We start from the raw sequence: 23,195 nt of genomic DNA, 5'->3' as shown, positions 1-23,195 counted from the left end.
CAGTCGGTTGTCACCTGACGAATTTCAAACGTTGCAGCAGAGGACTACCCCATGGAAAAACTGATTGAGAAGGCAAACAACCTGATGGAGGCGCTCCCCTATATCAGGCGCTTTGCCGGAAAAACCTTTGTCATCAAGTACGGCGGCCACGCCATGTCCGACGAGAAGCTGAAGGAGTCTTTTGCCCTGGACGTGATCATGCTCAGGTCGCTGGGGATCAACGCGGTCATCGTCCACGGCGGTGGGCCGCAGATCAACCAGACCCTCAAGCGCTATGGTATCGTCTCCCAGTTCGTCAAAGGGATGCGGGTCACCGACAGCGAGACCATGGCGGTGGTGGAGATGGTGCTGGTGGGGCAGGTCAACAAGGAGGTCGTGGGCTACCTGAACCAGCACGGTGGCAGGGCCGTCGGTCTGTCCGGCAAGGACGGTACGCTGCTCCTCTCCAAAAAGCTGCTCCAGGATGTGGTCGGTGATGACGGCACGACGGAGCAGGTGGACATGGGCTATGTGGGGGACGTGGTCAAGGTCAACACCGACCTGCTCAAGGCACTGGAAAACGGCAACTATCTCCCGGTCATCGCGCCGGTGGGGGTGGGCCCCCAGGGGGAGAGCTACAACATCAACGCCGACCTGGTGGCTGGCCGGGTGGCGGCGGCGCTCAATGCCGAGAAACTGATCCTTTTGACCGACATCGAAGGGGTCAAGGACAAGGCCGGGCAGCTCCTTTCCAGCATTGCCGTGGCGGACATGCATCGCCTGATCCGCGAGGAGGCCATCACCGGTGGCATGATCCCCAAGGTGGTCTGTTGCGCCGACGCCCTGGAAGAAGGGGTGAAAAAGGCCCATATCATCGACGGCCGGGTGGAACACGCGGTGCTGCTGGAGATCTTCACCGACGTGGGCATCGGGACCGAGATACAAAAGTGACAGCGAGGTAACCATGAATTCTGAACAGTGGATCGAAAAATCGGACAGGTACATCATGAAGAACTACGGACGTTTCCCGCTGGTGCCGCTGCGCGGCGAGGGATGCCGTCTGTGGGATGCCGACGGCAGGGAATATCTGGATTTCCTGGGCGGCATCGCGGTCAACAACCTGGGGCACTGCCCCCCCAAGGTTGTCGAGGCACTGAGACGCCAGGCCGGCGAGATGATCCACTGCTCCAACCTGTACCAGATACCGCGCCAGATCGAACTGGCTGAACTGCTCTGCCAGAACTCCTTTGCCGACAAGGCCTTCTTCTGCAACAGCGGGGCCGAGGCCAACGAGGCGGCCATCAAGCTGGCCCGCAAGTACAGCCGTGACAATTTTGGACCGGAGCGGTTCGCCATCATCACCGCCACCGACTCATTCCACGGCCGCACCATGGCCACCGTCTCCGCCACCGGCCAGGAGAAGGTGCAGCGCTTCTTCGATCCGCTGCTGCACGGCTTCAGCCACGTCCCCTTCAACGACCCGGCGGCGCTGGAGGCGGCGATTACGCCGGCCACCTGCGCCATCATGCTGGAGCCGATCCAGGGGGAGAGCGGGGTCAACATCCCCTCGTCGGACTATTTCCGGGAGGTGCGCCGCATCTGCGACGAGTACAACCTGCTGCTCATCTTCGACGAGGTCCAGGTGGGCATGGGACGCACCGGCAGGCTCTTCGCCTACGAAAACTTCGACTGCACCCCGGACATCATGACCCTGGCCAAGGCCCTGGCAGGGGGAGCGCCCATCGGCGCCATGCTGGCCAAGGACGAGATCGCCGCCTCCTTCACCCCCGGCACCCACGGCTCCACCTTCGGGGGCAATCCGCTGGTCTGCGCAGCCGCCGTGGCGACCCTGCGCGTCATGCTGGACGAGGATATCCTTGCCCGCACCAGGGAAACCGGCGCCTATCTCATGGCAGAGCTGGAAAAACTGGCGCAGACGTATCCCTTTGCCGGCCCGGTGCGCGGCATCGGCCTGATGGTCGGCATGCCCCTCTCCATTCCGGCGGGGGACATCGTCAGGAAGGGGCATGAACGGGGCGTGCTGCTCAATGCGGTGCACGACACGGTACTGCGTTTCGTGCCGCCGCTGATCGTAACCAAACAGGAAGTTGATCAGATGATTTTCATTCTCGACGGCATCTTGGCCGAGGTCGAGGCATAACAAGGGGGTGCACTATGGCGCGACACTTTCTCTCGCTGCACGACTACACCAAGGAAGAACTGGACCGGCTGCTGGCGCTGGCCATCGAGCTTAAGCAGGAGCAGAAGCAGGGGGGCGAACATCATCTGCTCAAGGGCAAGACCCTGGCCATGATCTTCGACAAATCATCCACCCGCACCCGCATCTCCTTCGAGGTCGGCATCTACCAGCTGGGGGGGCACGGTCTATTCATCTCCACCGGCACATCCCAGATGGGGCGCGGCGAACCGCTCAAGGACACTGCCCGCGTGCTCTCCCGCTACTGCGACGGCATCATGATCCGCACCTTCGGGCAGGAGATCGTGGACGAGCTGGCCGCCTACGCCACGGTGCCGGTGATCAACGGCCTGACCGACCTGTTCCACCCCTGCCAGATCATGGCCGACGTGATGACGGTCATGGAGCATAAGGGGGGCTACGCCGGGCTGAAGTTCGCCTGGGTCGGCGACGGCAACAACATGGCCAACACCTGGATCGAGGCTGCCGCCATCTTCGGCTTCGACCTGGCCCTTGCCTGCCCGCAGGGGTACGAGCCGGATGCCAAGGTCATGGCCTGGGCCGCGGAGCGGGCGCCCGGCAGGGTTACCCTCACGGCTGACCCCAAAGAGGCGGTGAGCGGTGCCCATGTGATCAACACCGACGTCTGGGCCAGCATGGGCATGGAGGCCGAGCAGAAGGTGCGCGAGCAGGCCTTCGGCGGCTTTTGCCTTGACGACGCACTGGCAGGGCTGGCCCATCCGGACCACATCGTACTGCACTGCCTGCCCGCCCATCGCGGCGAGGAAATTTCCGATTCGGTCATCGAGGGGTCCAACTCCCGGGTCTGGGACGAGGCCGAGAACCGGCTGCACGCTCAGAAGGCGATCATGGCCACCCTGATGGGCGGAGAGTAGGGCCTTTCCCGTGCCCCTCCTCCCCTGGGGAGAGAACCGGCCGCGGCAGGGCTTTGCGACACATTCAACATGGTAAGGAGAAGCGCATGACACAGCAGAAAATGGACATCAAAAACGTCGTCCTGGCATATTCGGGCGGTTTGGATACCTCGATCATCCTTAAGTGGCTCAAGAACGAGTACGGCTGCAGGGTAGTGGCCTTTTCCGCCGACCTGGGGCAGGGGGAGGAGCTGGACCCGGTGCGCGAAAAGGCACTGGCCACCGGTGCCGACGTGGTCTACATCGACGACCTGCGCGAGGAGTTCGTGCGCGACTTCGTCTTTCCCATGTTCCGCGCCAACGCCATCTACGAGGGGCACTACCTGCTGGGCACCTCCATCGCCCGGCCGCTGATCGCCAAGCGCCAGATGGAGATCGCCGCCAAAGAGGGGTGTGACGCGGTCTCCCACGGCTCCACCGGCAAGGGCAACGACCAGGTCCGCTTCGAGCTGGGCTACTACCACTTCAATCCCAACATCAAGATCGTGGCCCCCTGGCGCACCTGGGACCTGAACAGCCGCCAGGCCCTGATCGACTACGCCAAGAAGAACGGCATTCCGGTGCCGGTCACCAAGAAGCGCCCCTGGTCCTCGGACCGCAACCTGCTGCACATCTCCTTCGAAGGGGGCATCCTGGAGGATACCTGGGCCGAGGCGCCCGAGGAGATGTACGTGCTGACCACGGCTCCGGAAAAGGCGCCCAACAAGCCGCAGTACGTGGAGATCGAGTTCAAGAACGGCAACGCCGTTGCCGTGGATGGCGAGAAGATGACCCCGGCCCAGCTTTTGGCCCACCTCAACTACCTGGGTGGACAGCACGGCATTGGCCGGGTGGACCTGCTGGAGAACCGCTCGGTGGGCATGAAGTCCCGCGGTGTGTACGAGACGCCGGGCGGCACCATCCTGCGCGAGGCCCACATGGCGGTGGAGCAGATCACCATGGACCGCGAGGTCATGCGCATCCGCGACGGCCTGATCCCCGAGTACGCCCGCCTCGTCTATGCCGGCTACTGGTTTTCGCCGGAGCGCGAGATGCTGCAGGCGCTGATCGACGATTCCCAGAAGTGCGTCAACGGCGTGGCCCGCCTGAAACTCTACAAGGGATACTGCCGCACCGTGGGGCGCAAGTCCGATACTGACTCGCTCTTCAACCAGGATTTCGCCACCTTCGAGAAGGACCAGGTCTACAACCAGGCCGACGCCGAAGGGTTCATCAGGATCAATTCGCTCCGCCTGCGCATCAGGTCCATGATGCAGGCGGCCAAGAAGAAGTGAGGAGTGAGAGGTACAGAGTAAGGTGATCCTGCTGTCGAGGGGGAGGTCTCTGCGCTCCCCCTCGCGGCAGGCCTGTGGGATATGAGGGGAATGGGCAGGTTCAGCATGCCACTCTTCCTGATCCCGGCCCCCCAATTCCCGGATACATTTTTAACCACCGCTCTCCCGATGAAAAAGAAACGCTTCAAGAAAGAGCACATCGTCACCTCCGTGGTGGCGGTGATCGTGGACGAGGAAGAACGGGTACTCCTGACCAGGCGGAGCATTCCCCCCTTCAAGAATCTGTGGGTCATGCCGGGGGGCAAGATCGACCTGGGAGAGCCCATTCTCGATGCGCTCAAGCGCGAGGTGCGCGAAGAGGTGGGCATCGAGGTGGATGTGGACGACCTGATCGATGTCTTCGAGCATGTGACGCCGGGCGAGGACAAGTATCATTTCGTGATCATCTACTACCTCTGCCGCCCGCTCTCCTGCAGCATCGTCCATAACGAGGATGAGGTCAGCGAGGTTGCCTGGGTAGCCTTCCCTGACCTGGCCGGCTACCACCTGGCCGAGGGGGCCGGCTTCATCCTCGAAAAGGTCATTCCAAAATTCCGGAAAAGCGGCGTTTCGGGTAGCGCACATGCCTGAGATCATCCCTGCGAAGGTGAACCTGGATTTCCCCCTGGGGCATCACCTGCACTGCATGATCGCCCAACTGCCCAACCGTCTTGCCCGGGCCGCGACCGGGTTCGCGGTGGTTGACCCGGACGATGCCTGGCGCATGGTCTCGTCGGTGCTGGAGTTGGTGGCAGCCGGCGAGGGGAACTTCAAGAAACTGCACATCCTGCTCTTTCCCGAGACCTGTCTGCCCATGGCCCGCTTCGACGACATGCTGGGGGTCATCGCGAGGAGTTTTCGCCCCGATACGGTGACCATCTTCGGCGTGGAGCATGTGCGGCTGCGCGACTACCGGGCTCTCTTGGAGCGCTTCCGCGAGGACAATGCCCAGGCGCTCGCCCTGGTGGACAGGGATATCGATTCGGGCGATGTGTTGGACATGCCGGTCAACTGGTGCTGCATCGCCATCAAGGAGAGCGACGGCAATCTTCGGGTGTTCCTGGAGGCCAAGAGCCACCCCTTCCATGGCGAGGAGTACATCGACAAGTTCCACGATCTCTACCGGGGGCGGCATTTCTACCTATTCCGCTCGTACCCGGCCTGCTTCAACTTCATGGCTATCATCTGCCTGGATTACCTCTACCGCGACATGTACGCGTCCAACATCCGGCAGATCATCGACCATGCCGACACGCTTTTTTTCAAGACCCGCCAGGGGCTGAACGCACTGTTCGTGATCCAGTGCAATCCCAAGCCTGAGCACCGCGCCTATCGCGACGTGCTGAGCGGCTTCTACGGTGAGTACCTGGAGGAAACCCCGGGCGTTCGCGAGACCGTGACCGTGTTCGGCAATGCCTCGGGCGAGAGCTGGATGGAGGACATCCCCCAGGCAAACGGCTTCGGCAATTCGTCGGTGGTGATCAACCGGAAGCACCGCCTGGCGCGGGTGGCGCTGCCGGAAATTTCCAGTGACGACTTCGACGGTGCGCCGTTTTGCCGGCTGCGCTTCGGTAGGGGGACGCGGCTTCTGTACTTCAACCTTCCCCATGAGCACCAACTTGATCCGCGCACGTCGCGCATCTCCCTTAAGGTGCATGCGGTCATGGGGGTGGACGATACCGGTGTCTGGCACAAGCTGAAGGTTGGCGGCTCGACCTCGGGCTACGAGCTGGCGCGGGCGCCGGGGCAGTAATGCACTATCCTCTCCCTTGAAGGGAGGGGGAATTCAGGGATTGTGAGATTGATTCTGAAAGCCAACAGGAGAAGATATGTCCAAGGATAAACTCTGGGGCGGCCGCTTCACCCAGCCCACCGATGCTTTTGTCGAGGAGTTCACCGCCTCGATCCAGTTTGACAAGCGCCTGTACCACCAGGACATCCGGGGATCCATCGCCCATGCCCGCATGCTGGGCAAGCAGGGGATCATCCCCCAGGCGGATGTGGAGGCCATCGTGGAGGGGCTGCAGCAGATCCTGCTGCAGATCGAGGAGGGGAGTTTCGACTTCTCCATCTCCCTGGAAGATATCCACATGAACATCGAGTCCCGCCTGTCGGCCAGGATCGGCGAGGCGGGCAAGCGTCTGCACACCGGCCGCTCGCGCAACGATCAGGTGGCCCTGGACATCCGCCTCTACCTGCGGGACGAGATCGTGGAGATCACCTCCTACATCGACCTCTTGATCGACGCGCTGCTGACCCAGGCCGAGGAGAACGTGGACGTGGTCATGCCCGGCTTCACCCATCTGCAGACCGCCCAGCCGATCCTCTTCGCCCACCACATGCTGGCCTACGTGGAGATGTTTAAAAGGGACAGCGGCCGCATGGAGGATTGCCTGAAACGGGTCAACGTGCTCCCCCTGGGCGCCGGCGCCCTGGCCGGCACCACCTTTCCCATCGATCGTGACTACGTGGCCGAGCAACTCGGCTTCCCGGCCATCACCCGCAACTCCCTGGATTCCGTCTCAGACCGCGACTTTGCCCTGGAGTTCATCTCCGCCTCGTCGATCCTGATGATGCACCTGTCCCGCCTCTCCGAGGAGCTGATCCTCTGGTCCACCAGCCAGTTCAAGTTCATCGAGCTGTCCGACGGCTTCTGCACCGGCTCCTCCATCATGCCCCAGAAGAAGAACCCCGATGTGCCGGAGCTGGTGCGGGGCAAGACCGGCCGGGTCTACGGCAACCTGATGGCGCTCCTGACAGTGATGAAGTCCCTGCCCCTGGCCTACAACAAGGACATGCAGGAGGACAAGGAGCCGCTCTTCGACACCATCGACACGGTCAAGGGGAGCCTGAAGGTGTTCAGCGACATGATCAGGGAGATGAGCATCTATCCCGAGGCCATGGGCCGGGCCGCAGGCCAGGGTTTCTCCACTGCCACGGATGTGGCCGACTACCTGGTGCGCAAGGGGGTGGCCTTCCGCGACGCCCACGAGGCGGTGGGCAAGGCTGTTGCCTACTGCGTCGAGAACGAGATGGAGCTCACCGACCTGACCCTGACCGAGTGGGAGCTCTTCTCCCCCCGTTTCGAGCAGGACATCTTCGAGGCGATCACCGTGGATGCCTGCATCGACGCGCGCAACGTGCCGGGCGGCACGGCCCGGGAGCAGGTCAAGGGCGAGATCGCCCGCTGCCGGAAGGGGAAGTAGCGCTCTCCGGCCGCATGAAAGAGTAATTTATGGCATTGCCGGGCGGTTAAGGCTGCGTCCCATGCCAACTCCATGTTTCCCGAAAGGTTCTTGTATGCGCATACGTGCAATCCTGCTGTTCATTGTTGCTCTGGCCCTGACCGCCTGTGGCAAACGGGGGGCGCTGATCTATCCCGACATGCTGGTGCCGGCGCAACCCGCTGCCGTAAGCGCCCGCCAGGCAGGCCAGGCCATCAGGCTCTCCTTTACGCTGCCCCGGAAGGACCGGGCTGGCCGGGAGCTCAAGGATCTGTCCGGGGTGAAGATATTCAGGCGGGTCACGGTCGCGGGCCAGGAGGTCGGTTGCAACGCCTGCACGGAGGATTTTGCCCTCTTCCGCACCCTGTACCTTGAGCCGCTGTCCGGAAACGACGTACAGCGCACCGGCAGCCAGATACGGCTCCTGGACAGCGACGTGAGGGGTGGCGAGGCCTACAGCTATACGGTAACACCATTCACTGCCGACGGTACCGAAGGGCAGGCCTCCCCCCGGGTTACGGCGACCATGGTTGCGCCACCTCCACCGCCCGGGCTTACGGCGGTTCCGGATCCGATCCAGATCGAGCTGGTCATGGCTCCCGGTGCCGTGGAACAGGGGACGTTCGCGGGGTACAACATCTACCGGGCGGTCCAGGGGGAACGTCTGCCCTCTGTTCCGCTTAATCCGGAGCCGGTCAGGGGACCACGCTATCTGGACGGCACGCTGGACAGGAGGCTGAGTTATCTCTATGCCGCCCGCAGCGTCGTGAAGATGCCCAACGGTGAACTGGTGGAGAGCGAACTCTCCAACCAGGTGCTGACGAGAGTCACGGACGAGTAGGATAGGGTTGACGATCGGGCGGGAGCCTCCCGCAGCGAGACATGAAAGAGCCGCCACCCGGCAAGGGGTGGCGGCTCTTTGCGTGTTCACCCTGCATCAGAAGGCTCTCTTTCATTGTCAGCGCAGATTTGCTCTGCACAGGTTTGCCTGAACTTCCTGGTACGGGCGTATCAGCAGCGCTGGATACCGTGAAGTCACGACAGCTTTCAGCCCGCCTTGCTGTGCGCTCTTAATGGGGCATTCCACGCCCTTTATCCGAGCATTTCCCGGATTTTGCCTGTGAGCTGAATCATGTTGACGGGCTTTGAAAATATGGCGACTCCGTCACCCAGGCTGTCCCTGGTCTGAAGTATGGCCTCGGGGCAGGCGCTGCAAAATATGGCCTTGATTTCCGGTTGTAGTTTTCTGATTTCATTTAATGCTTCCAAGCCGTTCATTTTCGGCATGATCAGATCCAGCACCAGCAACTGGATCTCCTGTCTGTGGGTGATGAACTGCGCAACCGCGTCCTGCCCGTTCACTGCCGGTATCAGCATGTATCCCATACGTGACAGCGTTTTTGCCATTAATTTACGCACAAGATCGTCGTCCTCGGCGTGGAGAATTGTTTTTATCTCCCGCTCGTTACAAACTGTCATAACAAATTGTTTCCCTCTGCGATGGTGTCTGGCCAGGTATGTGGCCCGGTGCATTTACTGATTGCTGTTTGCAAGCGGGATTGTGACGAGGAACTCCGATCCCCCCTCAATGTTGCGCGCCTCGAGGTTTCCCCCCATGTTGCGTTCGATAATCATCTTTGACATGGACAGACCGATGCCGGTCCCATGAGTTTTGGTTGAAAAATAGGGCTCGAAAATCCTGGAGTGAATTTCGTTTGGTATACCGCCGCCGTTATCACGCACCACGACGCACCCCTGTCCGTTGCTTTCCTTTAGTTCTATTTCAATCAACCCTTTATCCGAATCCGTGGAGCTGACCGCTTCCCTGGCGTTGGAAATCAGGTTGAGCAGCACCTGGGAAAATTCATTGGGAAACCCCAGCAGGGTTACATCATGCGGCGCATCGAAACGGATATCGATGTTGCTGCCCCGGAACTCCGGGGCTACCAACGAGATGGCGGCATTGATCTGCTGTTGCGCGGAAAAGGCGACAATTTCCTTGTCCGGTTTGAAAAAATTACGGAAATCGTCGATGGTGGAAGACATTTTCTGGATCAGTATATTGCAGTCGACAAGGGATTGTTGCAGGTATTCCGGTGTCAGCTCATTGTAAGATTGCGCTCCTTCGATATCAGCCAGCATCAGGCTGAGCGCGTTCAGCGGTTGCCGCCACTGATGGGCAATATGGGCGATCATTTCTCCCATTGCGGCACGTCTGCTCTGGCTGATCAGGAATTGGTCCTTTCTGCGCAGTTCCAGTACGGACTCGTCTATACGCTCCCCCAGTGAACGGTTGATTTCTTTGAGTTGTTCCTGGTTATGGGACAATTCCTCTTCCATCTGCTTCCGGGCAGTGATGTTCTCATGGGCTATGACCGCATAGCGGCGCCCATTCGAGGTAAACCCGTTCACCCTGACAATGAACCATTTTCGGCCCTTAGTCGAACTGCAGGTGTACTCCATGACAAACTCGGGCTGTTCGCCGGACAGGGCCGCGGCGACCCCTTCGAAAAACTTCGTTGAATTGCCTTCCGGTTTCGGATTTGCCGTCGCAAGGAACTGCGGAGAGGGTGAGACGTTCCCCGAATCATGGCTGAACTTCTTCTTTTCGCACAGCAGGTACAGACTGCAGACAAAGCTGTCGTCGGCGCATTTACGGGAACAGTTGGTTGTGGCGTACTCGGACCAGGAACGGTTTGTGATGATGATGCTGCCCGATTCATCGATCACGCAGATATGGGCGGTCAGCGCATCCAGTGATGAACGGGTGAACCGGTCCTGTTCCCGCACGGCCTCCTCGGCGCTCTGGCGCTCGCGGACCTCTTCCCGCAGCTCCTGGGTCCGTTCGGCCACCTTGTTCTCCAGGTCTGCGTTCAGCCCGGTGAGCTCTTCGTTGAGGCGGGTCACTTTTATTTCCGCCTCCTTGACCCGCGAGATATCCGTGAAGGTGATTACCACCCCCTCGATCTGGCCGGTTTCGGTTCGAAAGGGGACGATGCGGTTGAGCAGGCATGTGCCGTCCCGGGTCGTTTCCTCGTTTTCCAGGCAGATTCCTTCGTTCAGGACGCGCTGGATGTCGGCCAGGAGTTCTTCCTGTCGGGAGAGGTGATAGGCGATGTGATCGATGGGCCGACCGATGTCCTGGGGGAGCAGTCTGAAGAAGGAGACAATGGCCTGGTTGAACTTGCGAATGCGCATCTGGTTGTCCAGGAAGATCGTGCCGATGTCGATGCTGGCCAGCAGGTTGTCGTGGTCGGTGTTGAGCTGTTTCAGCTCGATGTTCTTCCGCTCGAACTCCGAGTTGACCGAGTACAGCTCCTCGTTGACCGAATGCAGCTCCTCGTTGGTGCTCTGCAACTCCTCGTTGGCCGCAAGAAGTTCCTCATTGGCCGCCTGGAGTTCTTCGTTGCTGGTCTGCAACTCCTCCACGGTGGTCTGCAGGTTCTCGCGGGTCGACTGCAACTCCATCTCCAGGTCCTGCAGGTGCTGCCGGAACTGCTGGTTGCTGTCGAAGCTGCCCTCGTCGATGTTCTCGGGGGTCTCCGTCGTCCGGACCCGTTCGAAAAAGATGTGGTAATGGCTGGTGCGGCTCTTGTCATCCGGTATCGGCTCCACGCTCAGGTCCACCAGGAATTCTTCCGCACCCCGCTTGACGCGCACATTGCGGGTTCTGACGCTCTGACGGGACTTGGTGACCCGCAGCAGCGCCGTGCTGAGGGCGATGTGCAGGTTGTCCTCGGCCAACTGCAGAATATCGTTTTCGATGCGCCCCTCCGGCATGCGCAGATATTCCGACACGTTGCCAAAGTAGTGGATGATCTGGCGGTTCTCGCTGATCAGCACTCCGGGCGGCATGTGCCTGCGCATGAGGGTGTCGTAGTCGAACAGGAGCTGCCGGTCCAGGTTGACCATCTTGCTCTGGGTCGGCTGCAAGAGCGGCAGCGCCTGGGAGCGTTCCTTGTCGGAGCGCACCGTGTCCAGGGTGATAGCCAGTTTCAGGTCGCGGATCTTGCGGAACATCTTGTGCTGGCCGGCGACAACCTCGAAGTCGTCGGCGAACGCGCCCAATCCCTCGCTGGTCCCCAGAAACAGGATGCCGTCCGTCTTGAGGGCGAAGTGGAACAGGGAGATGATCTTTTCCTGTACGGCCGGCTGGAAGTAGATCAGCAGGTTGCGGCAACAGATCAGGTCCAGCCGGGTAAAGGGAGGGTCCTTGAGCAGGTTGTGGGGGGCGAAGACCACAATCTTGCGCAGCTCCGCGCAGATCCGGAACAGGTTGCCCCCCTCCTTCCTGAAGAAACGCTCCAGGCGCGCCGGGCTGACGTTGGTCAGGCGTTCCCGTTCGTATATTCCCTGGGAGGCAATATCCAGCGATGAACGGTGCACGTCGGTGGCAAAGACGGTGATCTTGCCCATGAACCCCATGTCCTCGGCCCGCTCGGCCAGGAGGATGGCCAGAGAGTAGGCTTCCTCCCCGGTGGCGCAGCCCGTTGACCAGACTCGCAGATCTTCTCCTGCCTGCAGCCTGGTGAACAGTTTGGGCACAATCTCCTGCTCCAGATGGCGGAAGGCCTGCTTGTCGCGGAAAAATTCGGTGACACCGATCAGCAGGTCCTTGTAAAGCGATTCCAGCTCTCCATGGTCGCCGGACAGGATCGAAGCGTAATCCGCTACCTCGGGAATCTGGCGGAATTCCATGCGGCGCCTGATGCGGCGCCCCACGGTGGAGCCCTTGTATTTGGAGAAATCCAGATCGTAGCTGCGGCGCAGGAGGGCGAAAATCTCGGCGAACTCCCCTTCGTCCTCGAACACATCCAGGTCATGGCGCAGTTTGCCGCGTATCAGGAGGGGATTGGCGGCGTATTCCACCAGGATGCGCGGCATACGGTCCGGCGGGAGGATCAGGTCGCATACCCCCGCCGCTATGGCGTTGCGCGGCATACCGTCGAACTGGGCCGACTCGGGCGACTGGGCCAGCACCAGGCCGCCGTTGTTATGGATCGATCTGATGCCGCGGGAGCCGTCGGAGCCGGTGCCGGAGAGGATGATGCCGATGGCCCGCTCGGCCACGTCTTCGGCCAGTGACTTGAAGAAGATGTCGATGGGGAGTTCCAGGTGCTGGCTGGAGGTCTTTTCGGTCAGGTACAGCTTCTGTTCCCTGACCGTCATCTGGCTTTTGGGGGGGATCAGGTAAACGGTGTCAGGTCTGAGATCGATGCCGTTGGTCACCCGGTGGATGGACATGGAGGTGTGGCGGGAAAGCAGGTCGTCCATCAGGCTCTTGAAGTCCGGCGAAAGGTGCTGGATGACCACGAACGCCATGCCGCTGGTGGGGGGCATGTTGTCGAAAAACTGCTCCAGGGCGTTCAGCCCTCCGGCGGAGGCGCCGATGCCGACGATGTAGCTGCAGGTGGGCGAGGTTGTCTCTTCACTGATCGGATCTACTGCTGGCATGCTACTCTCCTGAGCTGAAGGTTGCTGGCGCTGTTTCCGCCAGAAACGGAGCAGCCACCATCCCCGGGGGTGTTCCGTTTCGCTCCCACACCGCCCGGCCGGCATGGCGGCGAATAAATTCCACGATTCTGTCCGCCGCAAGGGGACGGCTGAAAAGGTATCCCTGTCCCACGTCGCACCGTTGAGCGGCAAGCAGGTTCAGCTGAGCCTCCGCTTCGATCCCCTTGGCGGCAACCTGCGTGCCGATGCTGTGGGCGAGGGAGATGGTGGCCGCCAGCTGACGGCATGCCATCTCCAGGCTGAGATGGTCGATGCGCAGGATCAGTCCCGAGGCATCGGCAGTGGAGATAAACCTGTCGGGGGTGATGATGCCGCGCAGGGGGTGCCGCCAGCGCAGCATGGCCTTCACACCTATCACCAAACCGGTCGCAAGGTCAATCTGCGGCTGAAAGTGCAGGATAAACTCGTTGCGTTCCACCGCCAGGCGCAGGTCATGTTCAAGCAGGAGGCGCTCCCGGGTGATGGCGTGCATCTCCCGCATGAAGAACTGGTAGTTGTTCCGCCCCCGGGATTTGGCGTGGTACATGGCGGTATCGGCATTCTTGAGCAATTCCTCCACGTTTCCTCCATCATCGGGAAACACGCTGATGCCGATGCTGGGGGTGGTGAGGAGTTCGTGTCCCTCCAGCAGGAAAGGTTGCGAGATGGCGCGCCGTATCTTGTCCGCCAGAAAGGCCGGATCGATGGCGGACCGGATGTGGGGCATCGCTACCACGAATTCGTCACCGCCCAGCCGGGCAACAATGTCGGAGGCGCGTACCGCGGCAACCAGGCGGGCGGCGACCTCGACCAGCAGCAGGTCCCCCATGTGGTGCCCCAGGGAGTCATTGATCTCCTTGAAGCGGTCCAGGTCGATGAACAGGACCGCAAAGTGGTGCTCGTCGCTCCTGGCCTGCTCCAGCGATTGAGCCAGGCGCTGCATCAGGCTGAAGCGGTTGAGGAGTCCGGTCAGTGCGTCGTGGTTGGCCCGGTACTCGTTGTCCTGTTCGCGTCCTGCCCGAGCGGCAACGTCGAGTAACGTGGCCGTGTAGTTGATTGTTTTCCGTCGTTCGTCTCTCAGGGGGGTTGCGGTTGTCCAGGTGGAAAGGACATTTCCGTCCTTGTTTCTGATGTGCAGCTCTCCCTGCCAGGGGTTTCCACTGCGCAGCGCTTCGGCCAGCGTCGCGAAGAGCTCCTTCGATTTTTGGCCAGCCAGCAGTCGCCGGGTGGTGCGGCCGACAATCTCTTCACCCGTGTAACCGGTCAGCTGGCTGAAGCTGTCGTTGCTGCCCATGATCCGGCCGTCGGCGCCGGTTATGAGCTGCGCCTCGTTGCTCTCTTGGAACATCCGCGCCAGGAGCCGGTTGCGCTCCTGCTCTTGTTTGAATGGGGAAATGTCGCTGAAGTAGACGATCAGCGCCTCCACCCGGCCCTTCAGGTCGTATGCGGGGGCCAGATGGGCCAACAACCATGACTCCCTGCCGCGGCGGGTTTCCCGCGTGATGGGGAGACCGTTTTGGAATGCCGCCAGGATGTCGCTCAAGAACTCATCCCGGTCCCAGATGGTGCGGGTGAGGCGGTCTACAGGCTGGCCCACATCTTCAGGCCGCAGCCTGAAGAGTCGGGCACAGCCCGGATTGAAGACGCCGATTCGCAGGTGCGGGTCGATAATGATGCTGCCTATGCTCCGGTCATTTCCCGGCAGGTACCCATTGGCCTGATGGGCTGATTCCCGATTCCTCCGTTCCAGCTCCAAAACTCGTTGGCCGAGCTTCCGGTTCGCCTCCCGCAAGTCGCTGGTGGCCGCCTGCAACTCCTTGTTCAGTGCCTGCAGCTCCCCCTGGCGACGGAACTGAATGTAGCTCCGGGAATATGACTTCTCCCGGCCGTGGATGGCGTGTGGCCCCGCTTGCAATTCGAAAGGAGGGAGTCCGCTGCCCAGGTTCGGCTGCTGACTCCGATTCGCCGGAAGCGCTTCCGGAGCTGTGCTGTTGCCGTGGTGCCTGGATGGGGGGGAAATCGTATGGCGTTGCATAATCTTCCTCTCCTCGGTGTCGCGGGGTTGGGGGGCGCTGCCGGCGGGTAACTGTCGTGAACTCGGCCAGGGAGCGCGGGTACGACAAACATCCAGTTTGTATGCATACCTCTCTCGGGGGGAAGTGACAATAGGATGAACACCCTAGAAGGAGCGCCATGCGCGCCTCTGGGGTCGGAGACGGGCGCCGGGAGCGTTGCTGGCAAGGCGGGGAAGGGGAGCGCGGAGGGGGCTACAGGCCACCGGTCAGGAGGGAGTAGCGGACCAGTTCGGCAGTGGAGTGGAGGTTGAGCTTGCCCATCAGGTTGGTGCGATGGTTGTTGACGGTCTTGATGCTGATGCCCAGATGTTGGGCGATCATGCGGTTGGTGCAGCCGTGGGCTATCAGCCCCAGGATCTCTCTCTCCCGTTCCGTCAGCTCCGCCACGGGCGGCTCCGGCTCGATTGCGGCATGCTGTATGGCACGGCTGATGGCGGTTCCTCCCGCGGCCACGGTACGCAGGGCGCTCAGGAGTTCCTCGTAGGCATCGTCCTTGAGGATGAAGCCGTGCGCCCCGGCGCTGACGGCCCGGCCATACATCAGGGGGTCATCGTGCATGGTCAGGATGATCGCCCTCGTCGCCAGCCCCAGGTTCCCCATGGCGCGGGTGATGGAGATGCCGTCCAGCTTGGGCATGGTGATGTCCAGCACGGCGATGTCCGGTTCCAGGGAGCGGATCAGTTCCAGGGCCGTGGCGCCGTCGCCGCATTCGGCGGCGATATGGATGTCTTCAGCGGTTGTCAGCAGGTTGATGAGTCCCTGGCGGAACATGACGTGGTCGTCGGCGATGAGAACCCGGATCATTGCAACGGTACCTCCACGGTGATGGCGGTGCCCATGCCGGGTGGCGAGATGACGGATAAAGCGCCGCCCAGAAGTTCGGCCCGTTCGCGCATGATAGCCAGTCCCGATCCTTCCTGGCTGATGATGGTCGGGCAGGAGACCCCTCCTCTGCCGTCGTCACGGATGGTGATGCGCATGGTATGCGGCTCGCGTTCCAGGCGGATGAGTGCCGAACGGCAACCGGAATGCTTGACGATGTTGGTGAGTGCCTCCTGGCAGATGCGGAAGATAGAGAGTTTGAAGGAGGAACCGAGACCGCGGAATGAGCCCTGACACTCCGCCCGCACGTCAAGGCCGGTCCGTTTCGCGCTCCGCTCGCACAGTGACCTGACCGCCAGGTCCAGGTCGGTGTCCTCCAGGAACAGCGGCCGTAGAGCCAAAATAATTTCACGCAGTTCCGTGGCGGCCGACGTCAGCTCCCCGATAATCTCGTTCAGTGCCTGACCGCCGCACGGCTCTCCTTCCCTGCAGCGGGCCTGACGTATCTTGAGCTGCAGTTTTATCGCCTGCAGGGTCTGGCCGATGCCGTCGTGGATATCGCGGGCCACCCTCGCGCGTTCCTGGTTTTCCAGGTTTTCCCGCATGGTGGTCACATTGGTTTCGATCTGCTGGCGTCTGGCTGTTTCCTGCCTGAGTGCCTCCATGGTTTCGTTCAGCTGCCCTGTCCTCTCCTCCACGACGATTTCCAGCTGGCGCCTGACGTTATCCTGCTCCGCCCGTTCATGCCGAAACCCGGTCGGCTCCGTCATGTCGCGCAGCACGCAGAAGAGGATGTCTCCCTCCCGCAGTGGCAGGCGTCGGGGCAGGATCTCAATCGGTCGCTCCTCGCCGTTTGTGTCTCTGCGCAGGCCGGTGCGATTGGTTTCGAGGTCACGGGGGGGACTGATATCCCCATTCGGCAGGAAAATATCCGTGATTCCCTTTCCCTCCAACTCTGAACCGGTCTCTCCCAGGAGGACACAGGCTTGCTGGTTGGCTCTGACGATGGCGCCATGTGCCGGATCGACCAGGAGCATCGCCGCGCCATGCTCTTCGCAGGCGAGTCGAAAGAAATCCCCCACCGAACAGGATGACCGGCCTGCTGTCTGCTTTTTCTCGCCCATGCCTTCACCTGATGGAAGTTGTGTGAACCGTGGCGCGCCCCTGTGGCGCGATGAACTCAGCGCTGGATACATACCATGGTTTTTCCCTGTTGGGTATCCGGAAAGGAGCGGGGGGAGGAATGCCCCCCGGCAGAGACTTGGGCTGTCGGGGGGCATGCGTGACGAATGGACGGCTTTATGGAAAACCGGCCGGAAGGGTGGAAAACGGAAATCCTACGGCATGGTGTGGCGGATGTCCTTCCCCTTGACCATGAAGATCACCATCTCGGCGATGTTGGTGGCGTGGTCGGCGATGCGCTCAAGGCACTTGGAGATGTAGTTGAGCTTGATGGCCCGGGAGATCGTAGCCGGCTCCTCGATCATGAAGGTCAGCAGCTCGCGCTGGATCTGGACGTTCAGGTCGTCCACGGTCTGGTCGTCGGTGCAGACCTTGATGGCCAGATCCACGTCGCCGCGCACGAAGGCGTCCAGCGCCTCCCTGACCATGGTCTCCGTCCAGTGGGCCATGCGGGGGATGTCGATGTACGGCTTGAGCGGCGGCTCCTCGTTCAGCTCCTTGACCCGTTTGGCGACGCTGGTGCACTGGTCGCCGATGCGCTCCAGGTCGGTGACGATCTTCAGCGCCAGGGTGATGAAGCGCAGGTCCCGGGCAGCGGGCTGGCGCAGGGCCAAAAGTTGCAGGCACTTCTCGTCGATGGCCACCTCCAGCCCGTTCACCTCGCGGTCCATGGCGATGATCCGCTCGGCCAGGGCCGAATCCCGGTTGGCCAGGGCAGCCACCGAATCGGCGATCATCATCTCCACCTTGCCCCCCATGGCCAGGATGTTGTTGCGCAGTTCGTCCAGTTCCAGGTCGAATGTCGCGCTGATGTGCTCTCTTCTTTCCATATCTTCCTCTCGAATCGTATGTGATGTAATGGTGAAACCCGGAAATCGATGCCAATGGAACGCGGAAAAGGCGGATGAAACGGATAGGGTCGGATTTGAGCCTTTCGGCCTGATTCGTATCCTGATCTTCCGCTTTTTCAGATGTGATCCGCGTTCCATGCTTTTGGTTTGGAATAACGGCGCACTATCGCACACTAGTGCCTGCTCATCGCCGTTTTTTTCGCTACCCGAAGCGCCCGGTGATGTAATCCTCGGTCTGCTTCTTCTCCGGGTTGGTGAAGATGGAACGGGTCTCCCCGGCCTCGATCAGTTCCCCCAGGTAGAAGAAGGCGGTCACGTCCGACACCCGGGCTGCCTGCTGCATGTTGTGGGTGACGATGATGATGGTGTACTTGCGCTTCAGTTCGTCGATCAACTCCTCGATCTTCAGGGTCGAGATGGGGTCCAGGGCCGAACAGGGCTCGTCCATCAGGATGATGTCCGGGTTCACGGCGATGGCGCGGGCGATGCAGATGCGCTGGGCCTGGCCGCCGGACAGCCCCAGGGCCGAGTCGTGCAGGCGATCCTTGACTTCGTCCCAGATGGCTGCGTTCTTCAGGCTGCGTTCCACCGTCTCGTCCAGAATCGCCCGGTCGCTGACGCCGGCGATGCGCAGGCCGTAGACGATGTTCTCGTAGATCGACTTGGGAAAGGGGTTGGACTGCTGGAAGACCATGCCGATGCGGCGGCGCAGGGATATCACGTCCATGTCCGGGGTGTTGACCTCCTCCCCCTCGAAGGTGATGCTCCCCTGGATGCGCACGTTGTCCACCAGGTCGTTCATGCGATTGAAGCAGCGCAAAAGCGTGGACTTGCCGCAGCCCGAGGGGCCGATGAAGGCGGTCACCTGGTTACGGGCCATGTCCAGGTTGATGTTCTTCAGCGCGTGTTTGTCGCCGTAGTGCAGGTTCAGGTCCCTGACCGACAGGATGGCGTCCGCCGGGGTGTGGGTGTGTGTCATGGTGTTCATCCCTGTTTTCTCAGAAGTTGGAGGTTACGTAGCGCTTGCGCATCCTGGTGCGGAAGCGGATCGCCAGGCTGCTGGCGACGATCACGATGGCGATCAGCAGCATGGTGGTGACATAGACCATGGGCTTGGCCGCCTCCACGTTGGGTGACTGGAAGCCCACGTCATAGATGTGGAATCCCAGGTGCATGAACTTGCGGTCCATGTGGAAGAAGGGGAAGTAGCCGTCGAAGGGGAGCGTCGGCGCCAGTTTGACCACCCCCACGATCATCAGCGGCGCCACTTCACCCGCTGCCCGGGCCATGGAGAGGATCAGGCCGGTCATGATGCCGGGAGTGGCCATGGGGAGCAGGATTCGCGTCAGGGTCTGGAACTTGGTCGCTCCCAGGGCCAGGGAACCCTCGCGGATGCCGCGGGGGATGGAGGCCAGGGATTCTTCCGTGGCGATGATTACCACCGGGACCGTCAAAAGCGCCAGGGTCAGGCTGGACCAGAGGATACCGCCGGTGCCGAAGGTGGGCGTGGGCAGTCGCTCAGGAAAGAAGAGCTGGTCCAGGCTACCGCCGATGCCGTAGACGAAGAAGCCCAGACCGAACACGCCGTAGACGATGGAGGGGACGCCGGCCAGGTTGTTGACCGCGATGCGCACCATGCGGGTCAGCAGACCGTCTTTGGCGTATTCCCGCAAATAGACTGCGGCGATGACGCCGAAGGGGAGGGAGAAGACGCTCATCAGGAGCACCATCATCACCGTGCCGAAGATGGCCGGGAAGAGCCCCCCCTCGGTGTTGGATTCCCGCGGGTCGTCCAGCAGTAGTTCGCGAATCCGTTCGGCGTAGGCGGCTATCTTGGCCGCAAGGGACATGGAGTTGGGCCGCTGTACCCGGACAATCTCCGTCAGCTCCACCTCTTTCAGGCCCCCGCCGGCATCCACAAGCTCAGCCTTGAACGCGGCCAGCTCGGTCTGCCGTGCGCTCATCTGCTCGTTGAGCGCGTCGAACCTGGTCAGGATGTTCTCCCTGGTGGCTGTCAACTCTCCGATACTGGCGGCGTTCTGCTGGCGCCCGTTGTACTCGAGCTTGAGGATCTTCAGGCGCAATTGCTCGGCCTCATGGTTCAGGTCGGACATCTTCTCCTTCAGTTCAGCGATGGCCTCGACCCTGGGCTGCAGGGCACTCCTGGCCCGGGTAAGGAGCTCCCAGGGGTCGCCTGTTGTTTCGGATACAAGGCCTTCAGCCTGGACGTTTTTCAGAAAACCGACATAGTTGCCATGTTCTTTGCGCTCAATCAACACCGCGTTCTTGGGGATGCTTCGGCTGCTGATCTCCTGCTCGTCGATCCAGCGGAAATCCTGTCCGAATACGTCACGGTTGGATACCTTGAGCTGGAGGCGGTGGCCGCCGGTGTCCGGGTTCTTTTCGCTGGCAACCAGCTGCCCCAGGGCGACGCTGCCGTCCTTCAGTTCGTAGCGCACCAGCTCGCGGGGCCAGAAGTAGCCCAGGCCATTGGTCATGACCACGCCGATCAGCGTCATGGTCATGAGCAGCACCAGGGCCAGGGCCGCTCCGGTCAGGAGGACAAACGGTTCGCCGGTTTTCAGATAGGTTTTCATCGGGTCAAACCTCATGGTTGTGCAGTGGTGCGGTACATCAACAATAAATTCCGGATTCGGCAGGTCAAGCCGTCCTTCGTTTGCTCCGGATCCCTGATCCTGTGGTTCCACGGCTCATGTCCGCGGCAGCCGGAAACTCGCCTGCAGACTCAAACAGTCCGGCTGCTTGTCGCTCCAGTTCGCCGGGAACCACGACGGATCAGGGATAAGTCGCTCTCTACGGACAGCTCCACCTGCCGGATGATCAGTACCGGCCGTACTTCCTGCGGAAGCGCTGGCGCAGCGCCTCGGCGACGCTGTTGATGACAAAGGTGAAGATGAACAGCAGCACCGCCGACAGGAACAGCACCCGGTAGAGGGAGCCATCCAGGGGGGCTTCCGGTATCTCTACCGCGATGTTGGCGGACAGGGAGCGCAGGCCGTTGAAGATGCTCCAGCTCATGATCGGTGTGTTGCCGGTGGCCATCAGCACGATCATGGTCTCCCCGATGGCCCGGCCGAAGCCGATCATCACCGCCGAGAAGACCCCCGGCAGGGCCGAGGGGAGCACGACCCTCCAGGCGGTCTGCCAGCGGCTGGCGCCCAGGGCCAGGGAGGCGGCGGTCAGGTTGCGCGGCACGTTGGAGATGGCGTCCTCGGCGATGGTGAAGATGATCGGTATCACCGCGAAGCCAAGGGCGATGGCGATGATGATGCTGTTGCGCTGGTCGTAGCGGATTCCCAGGACGCTGTAGAGCCACTGCTTGAAATCGCTGTCGAAGAGCGAGACCTCCACCAGTCCCCCCAGCTGCCAGGAGATGAGTATGCCCACCAGCGCCAGCGGGATCAGGATGATGAACTCCTTGCCACGGCTCAACTGATCCAGCCGGGAGGCCGGTTTGACCCGCTTCCAGAAGAGCAGGAAGATGATGATCAGGAGCGGAACGATGGCCATGGCCAGGAACAGCGCCAGCAGGGAATGGTCAACCAGCGGCGCCAGCCAGAGGCCGGCCAGGAAGCCGACCACCACCGAGGGGATGGCCGCCATGATCTCCACCGCCGGCTTGACCCGCGACTTGAGCGCCGGGGCCATGAACTGGCTGGTGTAGAGGGCGCCGCACAGCGCCAGGGGGATGGCAAAGAGCATGGCGAAGAGGGTCGCCTTTATGGTCCCGAACAGAAGCGGCATCAGGCTCATCTTGGGCTCGAAATCGTCGTTGGCGCTGGATGACTGCCAGACGTACTCCGGCCTGTCGTACCCCTCGTACCAGACCTTGCCGAACAGCGTTCCCAGGGTGATTTCCGGGTGCGGTATGTGCAGATTCCAGGTGGTGAGCTTTCCCGAACTCTCCAGAACGGTCAGGACATTTCCCTGGGGAGAGAGCGCTGCTTGGAGTACTGCTGACGAGTTCTCCTTGGGGGTGACCAGGGTGCGCTCAGAGGTGGTGTGGTCCAGGCGTACGACTCCCCTGCTATCCAGGGAGAGCAGCGACTTGTTGCGCGGAGAGGGGGCGATCATGGTCACCGCGCCCGCCTGTTGCGGCAGGGTGTGGATGCGGGTCAGGCGCTTGTCCTGGCCGCTCCCGGCGGAGGAGACCGGGAACCAGGTGGCATAGCCGCCACGTGCGTCGCCGATGGCCAGGGAAACATCGCCCAAAACCAGGTTGAGTGCGGTTATGGCCGCGCCTCCGGTTGCGGAGACCGTGTCGAGCAGCCGCGGGACGGCCACGTCGGACAGGTCCCAGCGCATGACCCAGCCGTTGTCGGTTCCGGCGTACAGGTAGTGCCCTTTCTGGTCCAGTATGGCTGCCGTGACCGTTCCGGGCAGCTTGTCGGTAATTTCCCCGAAGAGGTCGCGGGTGGTTTCGTTGTCCAGCAGGTCCTTCTCCACGAGGCGCTGATGGATGCCGAAGCGCCCATCCTTTAGCTGATCGACTCTCAGGGCGCCATTGTCCTGCCGGCGCACGAAGGTCCGTTCCACCGGCTTCGCTGCCGGAAAGGCCAGCTCGTCATTGGAGGTGAGGGTCGCTGAAACAGCCGTTTTGTCAGAGCCTACGCCGGAGGAGGTGAAGGAGATAGTGACGGAGCTTACGGCGCCATTGTCCCAGAGCAGGTTGCAGGTCGATGCTCCCAGATGGTCAACGGAGACGATCCTGGTTGCGCCGGCAGGGATGGCGGGCACCGTGAGCGACTCCATCAGCCGGCCGCTGGATGCCTGGACAAGATGGAGCGAGCCTTTCTCGTCCATCAGGAAGACCCGGGACAGGCTATCGTCGACGCCGCTGGTCACCATCCTCTGTCCCCTCAGGGGAGAGGGGAGCGTGCATGACGAGCTGATGTCGGCCCTGGGCGGGTTGAAGAGCGGCAGCGCGACCCGGGCGATCATCACCAGGATCCAGGCAACCGATACGATGACCAGTATGCCGCCTATCCTGATGAACCATTCGGCCAGCCGGTCCTGCCGTCGGGATTTTTTCGAGAGGTCTGTTTTCATGGGTGTCTTTATCTGGGTGCCGTATGCTGGGGCAAAAGGATCTCCTCCCGGCGG

Annotated in this window: 17 protein-coding genes; 8 read left to right on the top strand and 9 right to left on the bottom strand. The window is 61.5% G+C overall.

Going from position 1 to position 23,195, the window contains the following annotated elements; genetic code table 11:
* Window positions 1-51 precede the first annotated feature (51 nt).
* From argB to PPRO_RS15760, 8 genes are all read left to right on the top strand, one after another.
* The gene (gene argB, locus PPRO_RS15795) at window positions 52-930 is read left to right on the top strand and encodes an acetylglutamate kinase (protein ID WP_011736999.1); all 879 of its coding nucleotides are present in this window, start codon (window positions 52-54) and stop codon (window positions 928-930) included.
* A 13-nt stretch (window positions 931-943) separates the two neighbouring features.
* The gene (locus tag PPRO_RS15790) at window positions 944-2,140 is read left to right on the top strand and encodes an acetylornithine transaminase (RefSeq protein WP_011736998.1); all 1,197 of its coding nucleotides are present in this window, start codon (window positions 944-946) and stop codon (window positions 2,138-2,140) included.
* A 14-nt stretch (window positions 2,141-2,154) separates the two neighbouring features.
* Window positions 2,155-3,072, top strand: a complete 918-nt coding sequence (gene argF / locus PPRO_RS15785; RefSeq protein WP_011736997.1) for an ornithine carbamoyltransferase — start codon at window positions 2,155-2,157, stop codon at window positions 3,070-3,072.
* 86 nt (window positions 3,073-3,158) lie between these two features.
* Window positions 3,159-4,385 carry an argininosuccinate synthase gene (locus PPRO_RS15780; RefSeq protein ID WP_011736996.1) on the top strand — a complete coding sequence of 409 codons (1,227 nt, stop codon included), beginning with the start codon at window positions 3,159-3,161 and terminating at the stop codon, window positions 4,383-4,385.
* 168 nt (window positions 4,386-4,553) lie between these two features.
* Entirely contained in the window at window positions 4,554-5,015 is a 462-nt protein-coding gene (locus PPRO_RS15775) for an NUDIX domain-containing protein (RefSeq protein ID WP_049759844.1), read from the top strand.
* Window positions 5,008-6,177: a hypothetical protein gene (locus PPRO_RS15770; protein ID WP_011736994.1), complete on the top strand. Its 1,170-nt coding sequence runs from the start codon at window positions 5,008-5,010 to the stop codon at window positions 6,175-6,177. The genes PPRO_RS15775 and PPRO_RS15770 overlap by 8 nt, the downstream gene beginning before the upstream one ends.
* A 76-nt stretch (window positions 6,178-6,253) precedes the next feature.
* On the top strand, window positions 6,254-7,630 hold the full coding sequence (gene argH, locus PPRO_RS15765; protein ID WP_011736993.1) for an argininosuccinate lyase: 1,377 nt from the start codon (window positions 6,254-6,256) through the stop codon (window positions 7,628-7,630).
* Window positions 7,631-7,724: 94 nt separating this feature from the next.
* The gene (locus PPRO_RS15760; RefSeq protein WP_011736992.1) at window positions 7,725-8,489 is read left to right on the top strand and encodes a fibronectin type III domain-containing protein; all 765 of its coding nucleotides are present in this window, start codon (window positions 7,725-7,727) and stop codon (window positions 8,487-8,489) included.
* A 251-nt stretch (window positions 8,490-8,740) separates the two neighbouring features.
* On the opposite strand, the gene PPRO_RS15755 is transcribed toward PPRO_RS15760, so the two are convergent.
* The 9 genes from PPRO_RS15755 to PPRO_RS15715 all read right to left on the bottom strand — a co-directional run bounded on the left by PPRO_RS15755 (window position 8,741) and on the right by PPRO_RS15715 (window position 23,141).
* Window positions 8,741-9,127: a response regulator gene (locus tag PPRO_RS15755; protein ID WP_011736991.1), complete on the bottom strand. Its 387-nt coding sequence runs from the start codon at window positions 9,125-9,127 to the stop codon at window positions 8,741-8,743.
* A 54-nt stretch (window positions 9,128-9,181) separates the two neighbouring features.
* A complete protein-coding gene (locus tag PPRO_RS15750; RefSeq protein ID WP_011736990.1) occupies window positions 9,182-13,102 on the bottom strand; it encodes a chemotaxis protein CheB in 3,921 nt (1,306 codons plus the stop codon).
* 1 nt (window position 13,103) lies between these two features.
* Window positions 13,104-15,176 carry a putative bifunctional diguanylate cyclase/phosphodiesterase gene (locus tag PPRO_RS19765; RefSeq protein ID WP_011736989.1) on the bottom strand — a complete coding sequence of 691 codons (2,073 nt, stop codon included), beginning with the start codon at window positions 15,174-15,176 and terminating at the stop codon, window positions 13,104-13,106.
* Between the two features lie 232 nt (window positions 15,177-15,408).
* Window positions 15,409-16,020, bottom strand: a complete 612-nt coding sequence (locus PPRO_RS15740) for a response regulator (protein ID WP_011736988.1) — start codon at window positions 16,018-16,020, stop codon at window positions 15,409-15,411.
* Complete coding sequence (locus tag PPRO_RS15735; RefSeq protein WP_011736987.1) at window positions 16,017-17,162, bottom strand: sensor histidine kinase; 1,146 nt, start codon at window positions 17,160-17,162, stop codon at window positions 16,017-16,019. Before PPRO_RS15735 ends, PPRO_RS15740 begins: the two co-directional genes overlap by 4 nt.
* Before the next feature lie 213 nt (window positions 17,163-17,375).
* Window positions 17,376-18,050: a phosphate signaling complex protein PhoU gene (gene phoU, locus PPRO_RS15730; protein WP_011736986.1), complete on the bottom strand. Its 675-nt coding sequence runs from the start codon at window positions 18,048-18,050 to the stop codon at window positions 17,376-17,378.
* Between the two features lie 223 nt (window positions 18,051-18,273).
* The gene (gene pstB, locus PPRO_RS15725) at window positions 18,274-19,050 is read right to left on the bottom strand and encodes a phosphate ABC transporter ATP-binding protein PstB (protein ID WP_011736985.1); all 777 of its coding nucleotides are present in this window, start codon (window positions 19,048-19,050) and stop codon (window positions 18,274-18,276) included.
* 19 nt (window positions 19,051-19,069) lie between these two features.
* Entirely contained in the window at window positions 19,070-20,668 is a 1,599-nt protein-coding gene (pstA, locus tag PPRO_RS15720; protein WP_011736984.1) for a phosphate ABC transporter permease PstA, read from the bottom strand.
* Between the two features lie 244 nt (window positions 20,669-20,912).
* Window positions 20,913-23,141: an ABC transporter permease subunit gene (locus PPRO_RS15715; RefSeq protein WP_011736983.1), complete on the bottom strand. Its 2,229-nt coding sequence runs from the start codon at window positions 23,139-23,141 to the stop codon at window positions 20,913-20,915.
* Window positions 23,142-23,195 lie beyond the last annotated feature (54 nt).

It is taken from the genome of Pelobacter propionicus DSM 2379 (assembly GCF_000015045.1).
Classification (GTDB): domain Bacteria; phylum Desulfobacterota; class Desulfuromonadia; order Geobacterales; family Pseudopelobacteraceae; genus Pseudopelobacter; species Pseudopelobacter propionicus.
Note: the sequence above shows the minus strand (reverse complement) of the source record. Positions and strands in the feature narration are given on the sequence as shown.

Coding starts and splice junctions, on each gene's coding strand:
- argB (WP_011736999.1), top strand. CDS start 52: ATGGAAAAACTGATTGAGAAGGCAAACAACCTGATGGAGGCGCTCCCC.
- PPRO_RS15790 (WP_011736998.1), top strand. CDS start 944: ATGAATTCTGAACAGTGGATCGAAAAATCGGACAGGTACATCATGAAG.
- argF (WP_011736997.1), top strand. CDS start 2,155: ATGGCGCGACACTTTCTCTCGCTGCACGACTACACCAAGGAAGAACTG.
- PPRO_RS15780 (WP_011736996.1), top strand. CDS start 3,159: ATGACACAGCAGAAAATGGACATCAAAAACGTCGTCCTGGCATATTCG.
- PPRO_RS15775 (WP_049759844.1), top strand. CDS start 4,554: ATGAAAAAGAAACGCTTCAAGAAAGAGCACATCGTCACCTCCGTGGTG.
- PPRO_RS15770 (WP_011736994.1), top strand. CDS start 5,008: ATGCCTGAGATCATCCCTGCGAAGGTGAACCTGGATTTCCCCCTGGGG.
- argH (WP_011736993.1), top strand. CDS start 6,254: ATGTCCAAGGATAAACTCTGGGGCGGCCGCTTCACCCAGCCCACCGAT.
- PPRO_RS15760 (WP_011736992.1), top strand. CDS start 7,725: ATGCGCATACGTGCAATCCTGCTGTTCATTGTTGCTCTGGCCCTGACC.
- PPRO_RS15755 (WP_011736991.1), bottom strand. CDS start 9,127: ATGACAGTTTGTAACGAGCGGGAGATAAAAACAATTCTCCACGCCGAG.
- PPRO_RS15750 (WP_011736990.1), bottom strand. CDS start 13,102: ATGCCAGCAGTAGATCCGATCAGTGAAGAGACAACCTCGCCCACCTGC.
- PPRO_RS19765 (WP_011736989.1), bottom strand. CDS start 15,176: ATGCAACGCCATACGATTTCCCCCCCATCCAGGCACCACGGCAACAGC.
- PPRO_RS15740 (WP_011736988.1), bottom strand. CDS start 16,020: ATGATCCGGGTTCTCATCGCCGACGACCACGTCATGTTCCGCCAGGGA.
- PPRO_RS15735 (WP_011736987.1), bottom strand. CDS start 17,162: ATGGGCGAGAAAAAGCAGACAGCAGGCCGGTCATCCTGTTCGGTGGGG.
- phoU (WP_011736986.1), bottom strand. CDS start 18,050: ATGGAAAGAAGAGAGCACATCAGCGCGACATTCGACCTGGAACTGGAC.
- pstB (WP_011736985.1), bottom strand. CDS start 19,050: ATGACACACACCCACACCCCGGCGGACGCCATCCTGTCGGTCAGGGAC.
- pstA (WP_011736984.1), bottom strand. CDS start 20,668: ATGAAAACCTATCTGAAAACCGGCGAACCGTTTGTCCTCCTGACCGGA.
- PPRO_RS15715 (WP_011736983.1), bottom strand. CDS start 23,141: ATGAAAACAGACCTCTCGAAAAAATCCCGACGGCAGGACCGGCTGGCC.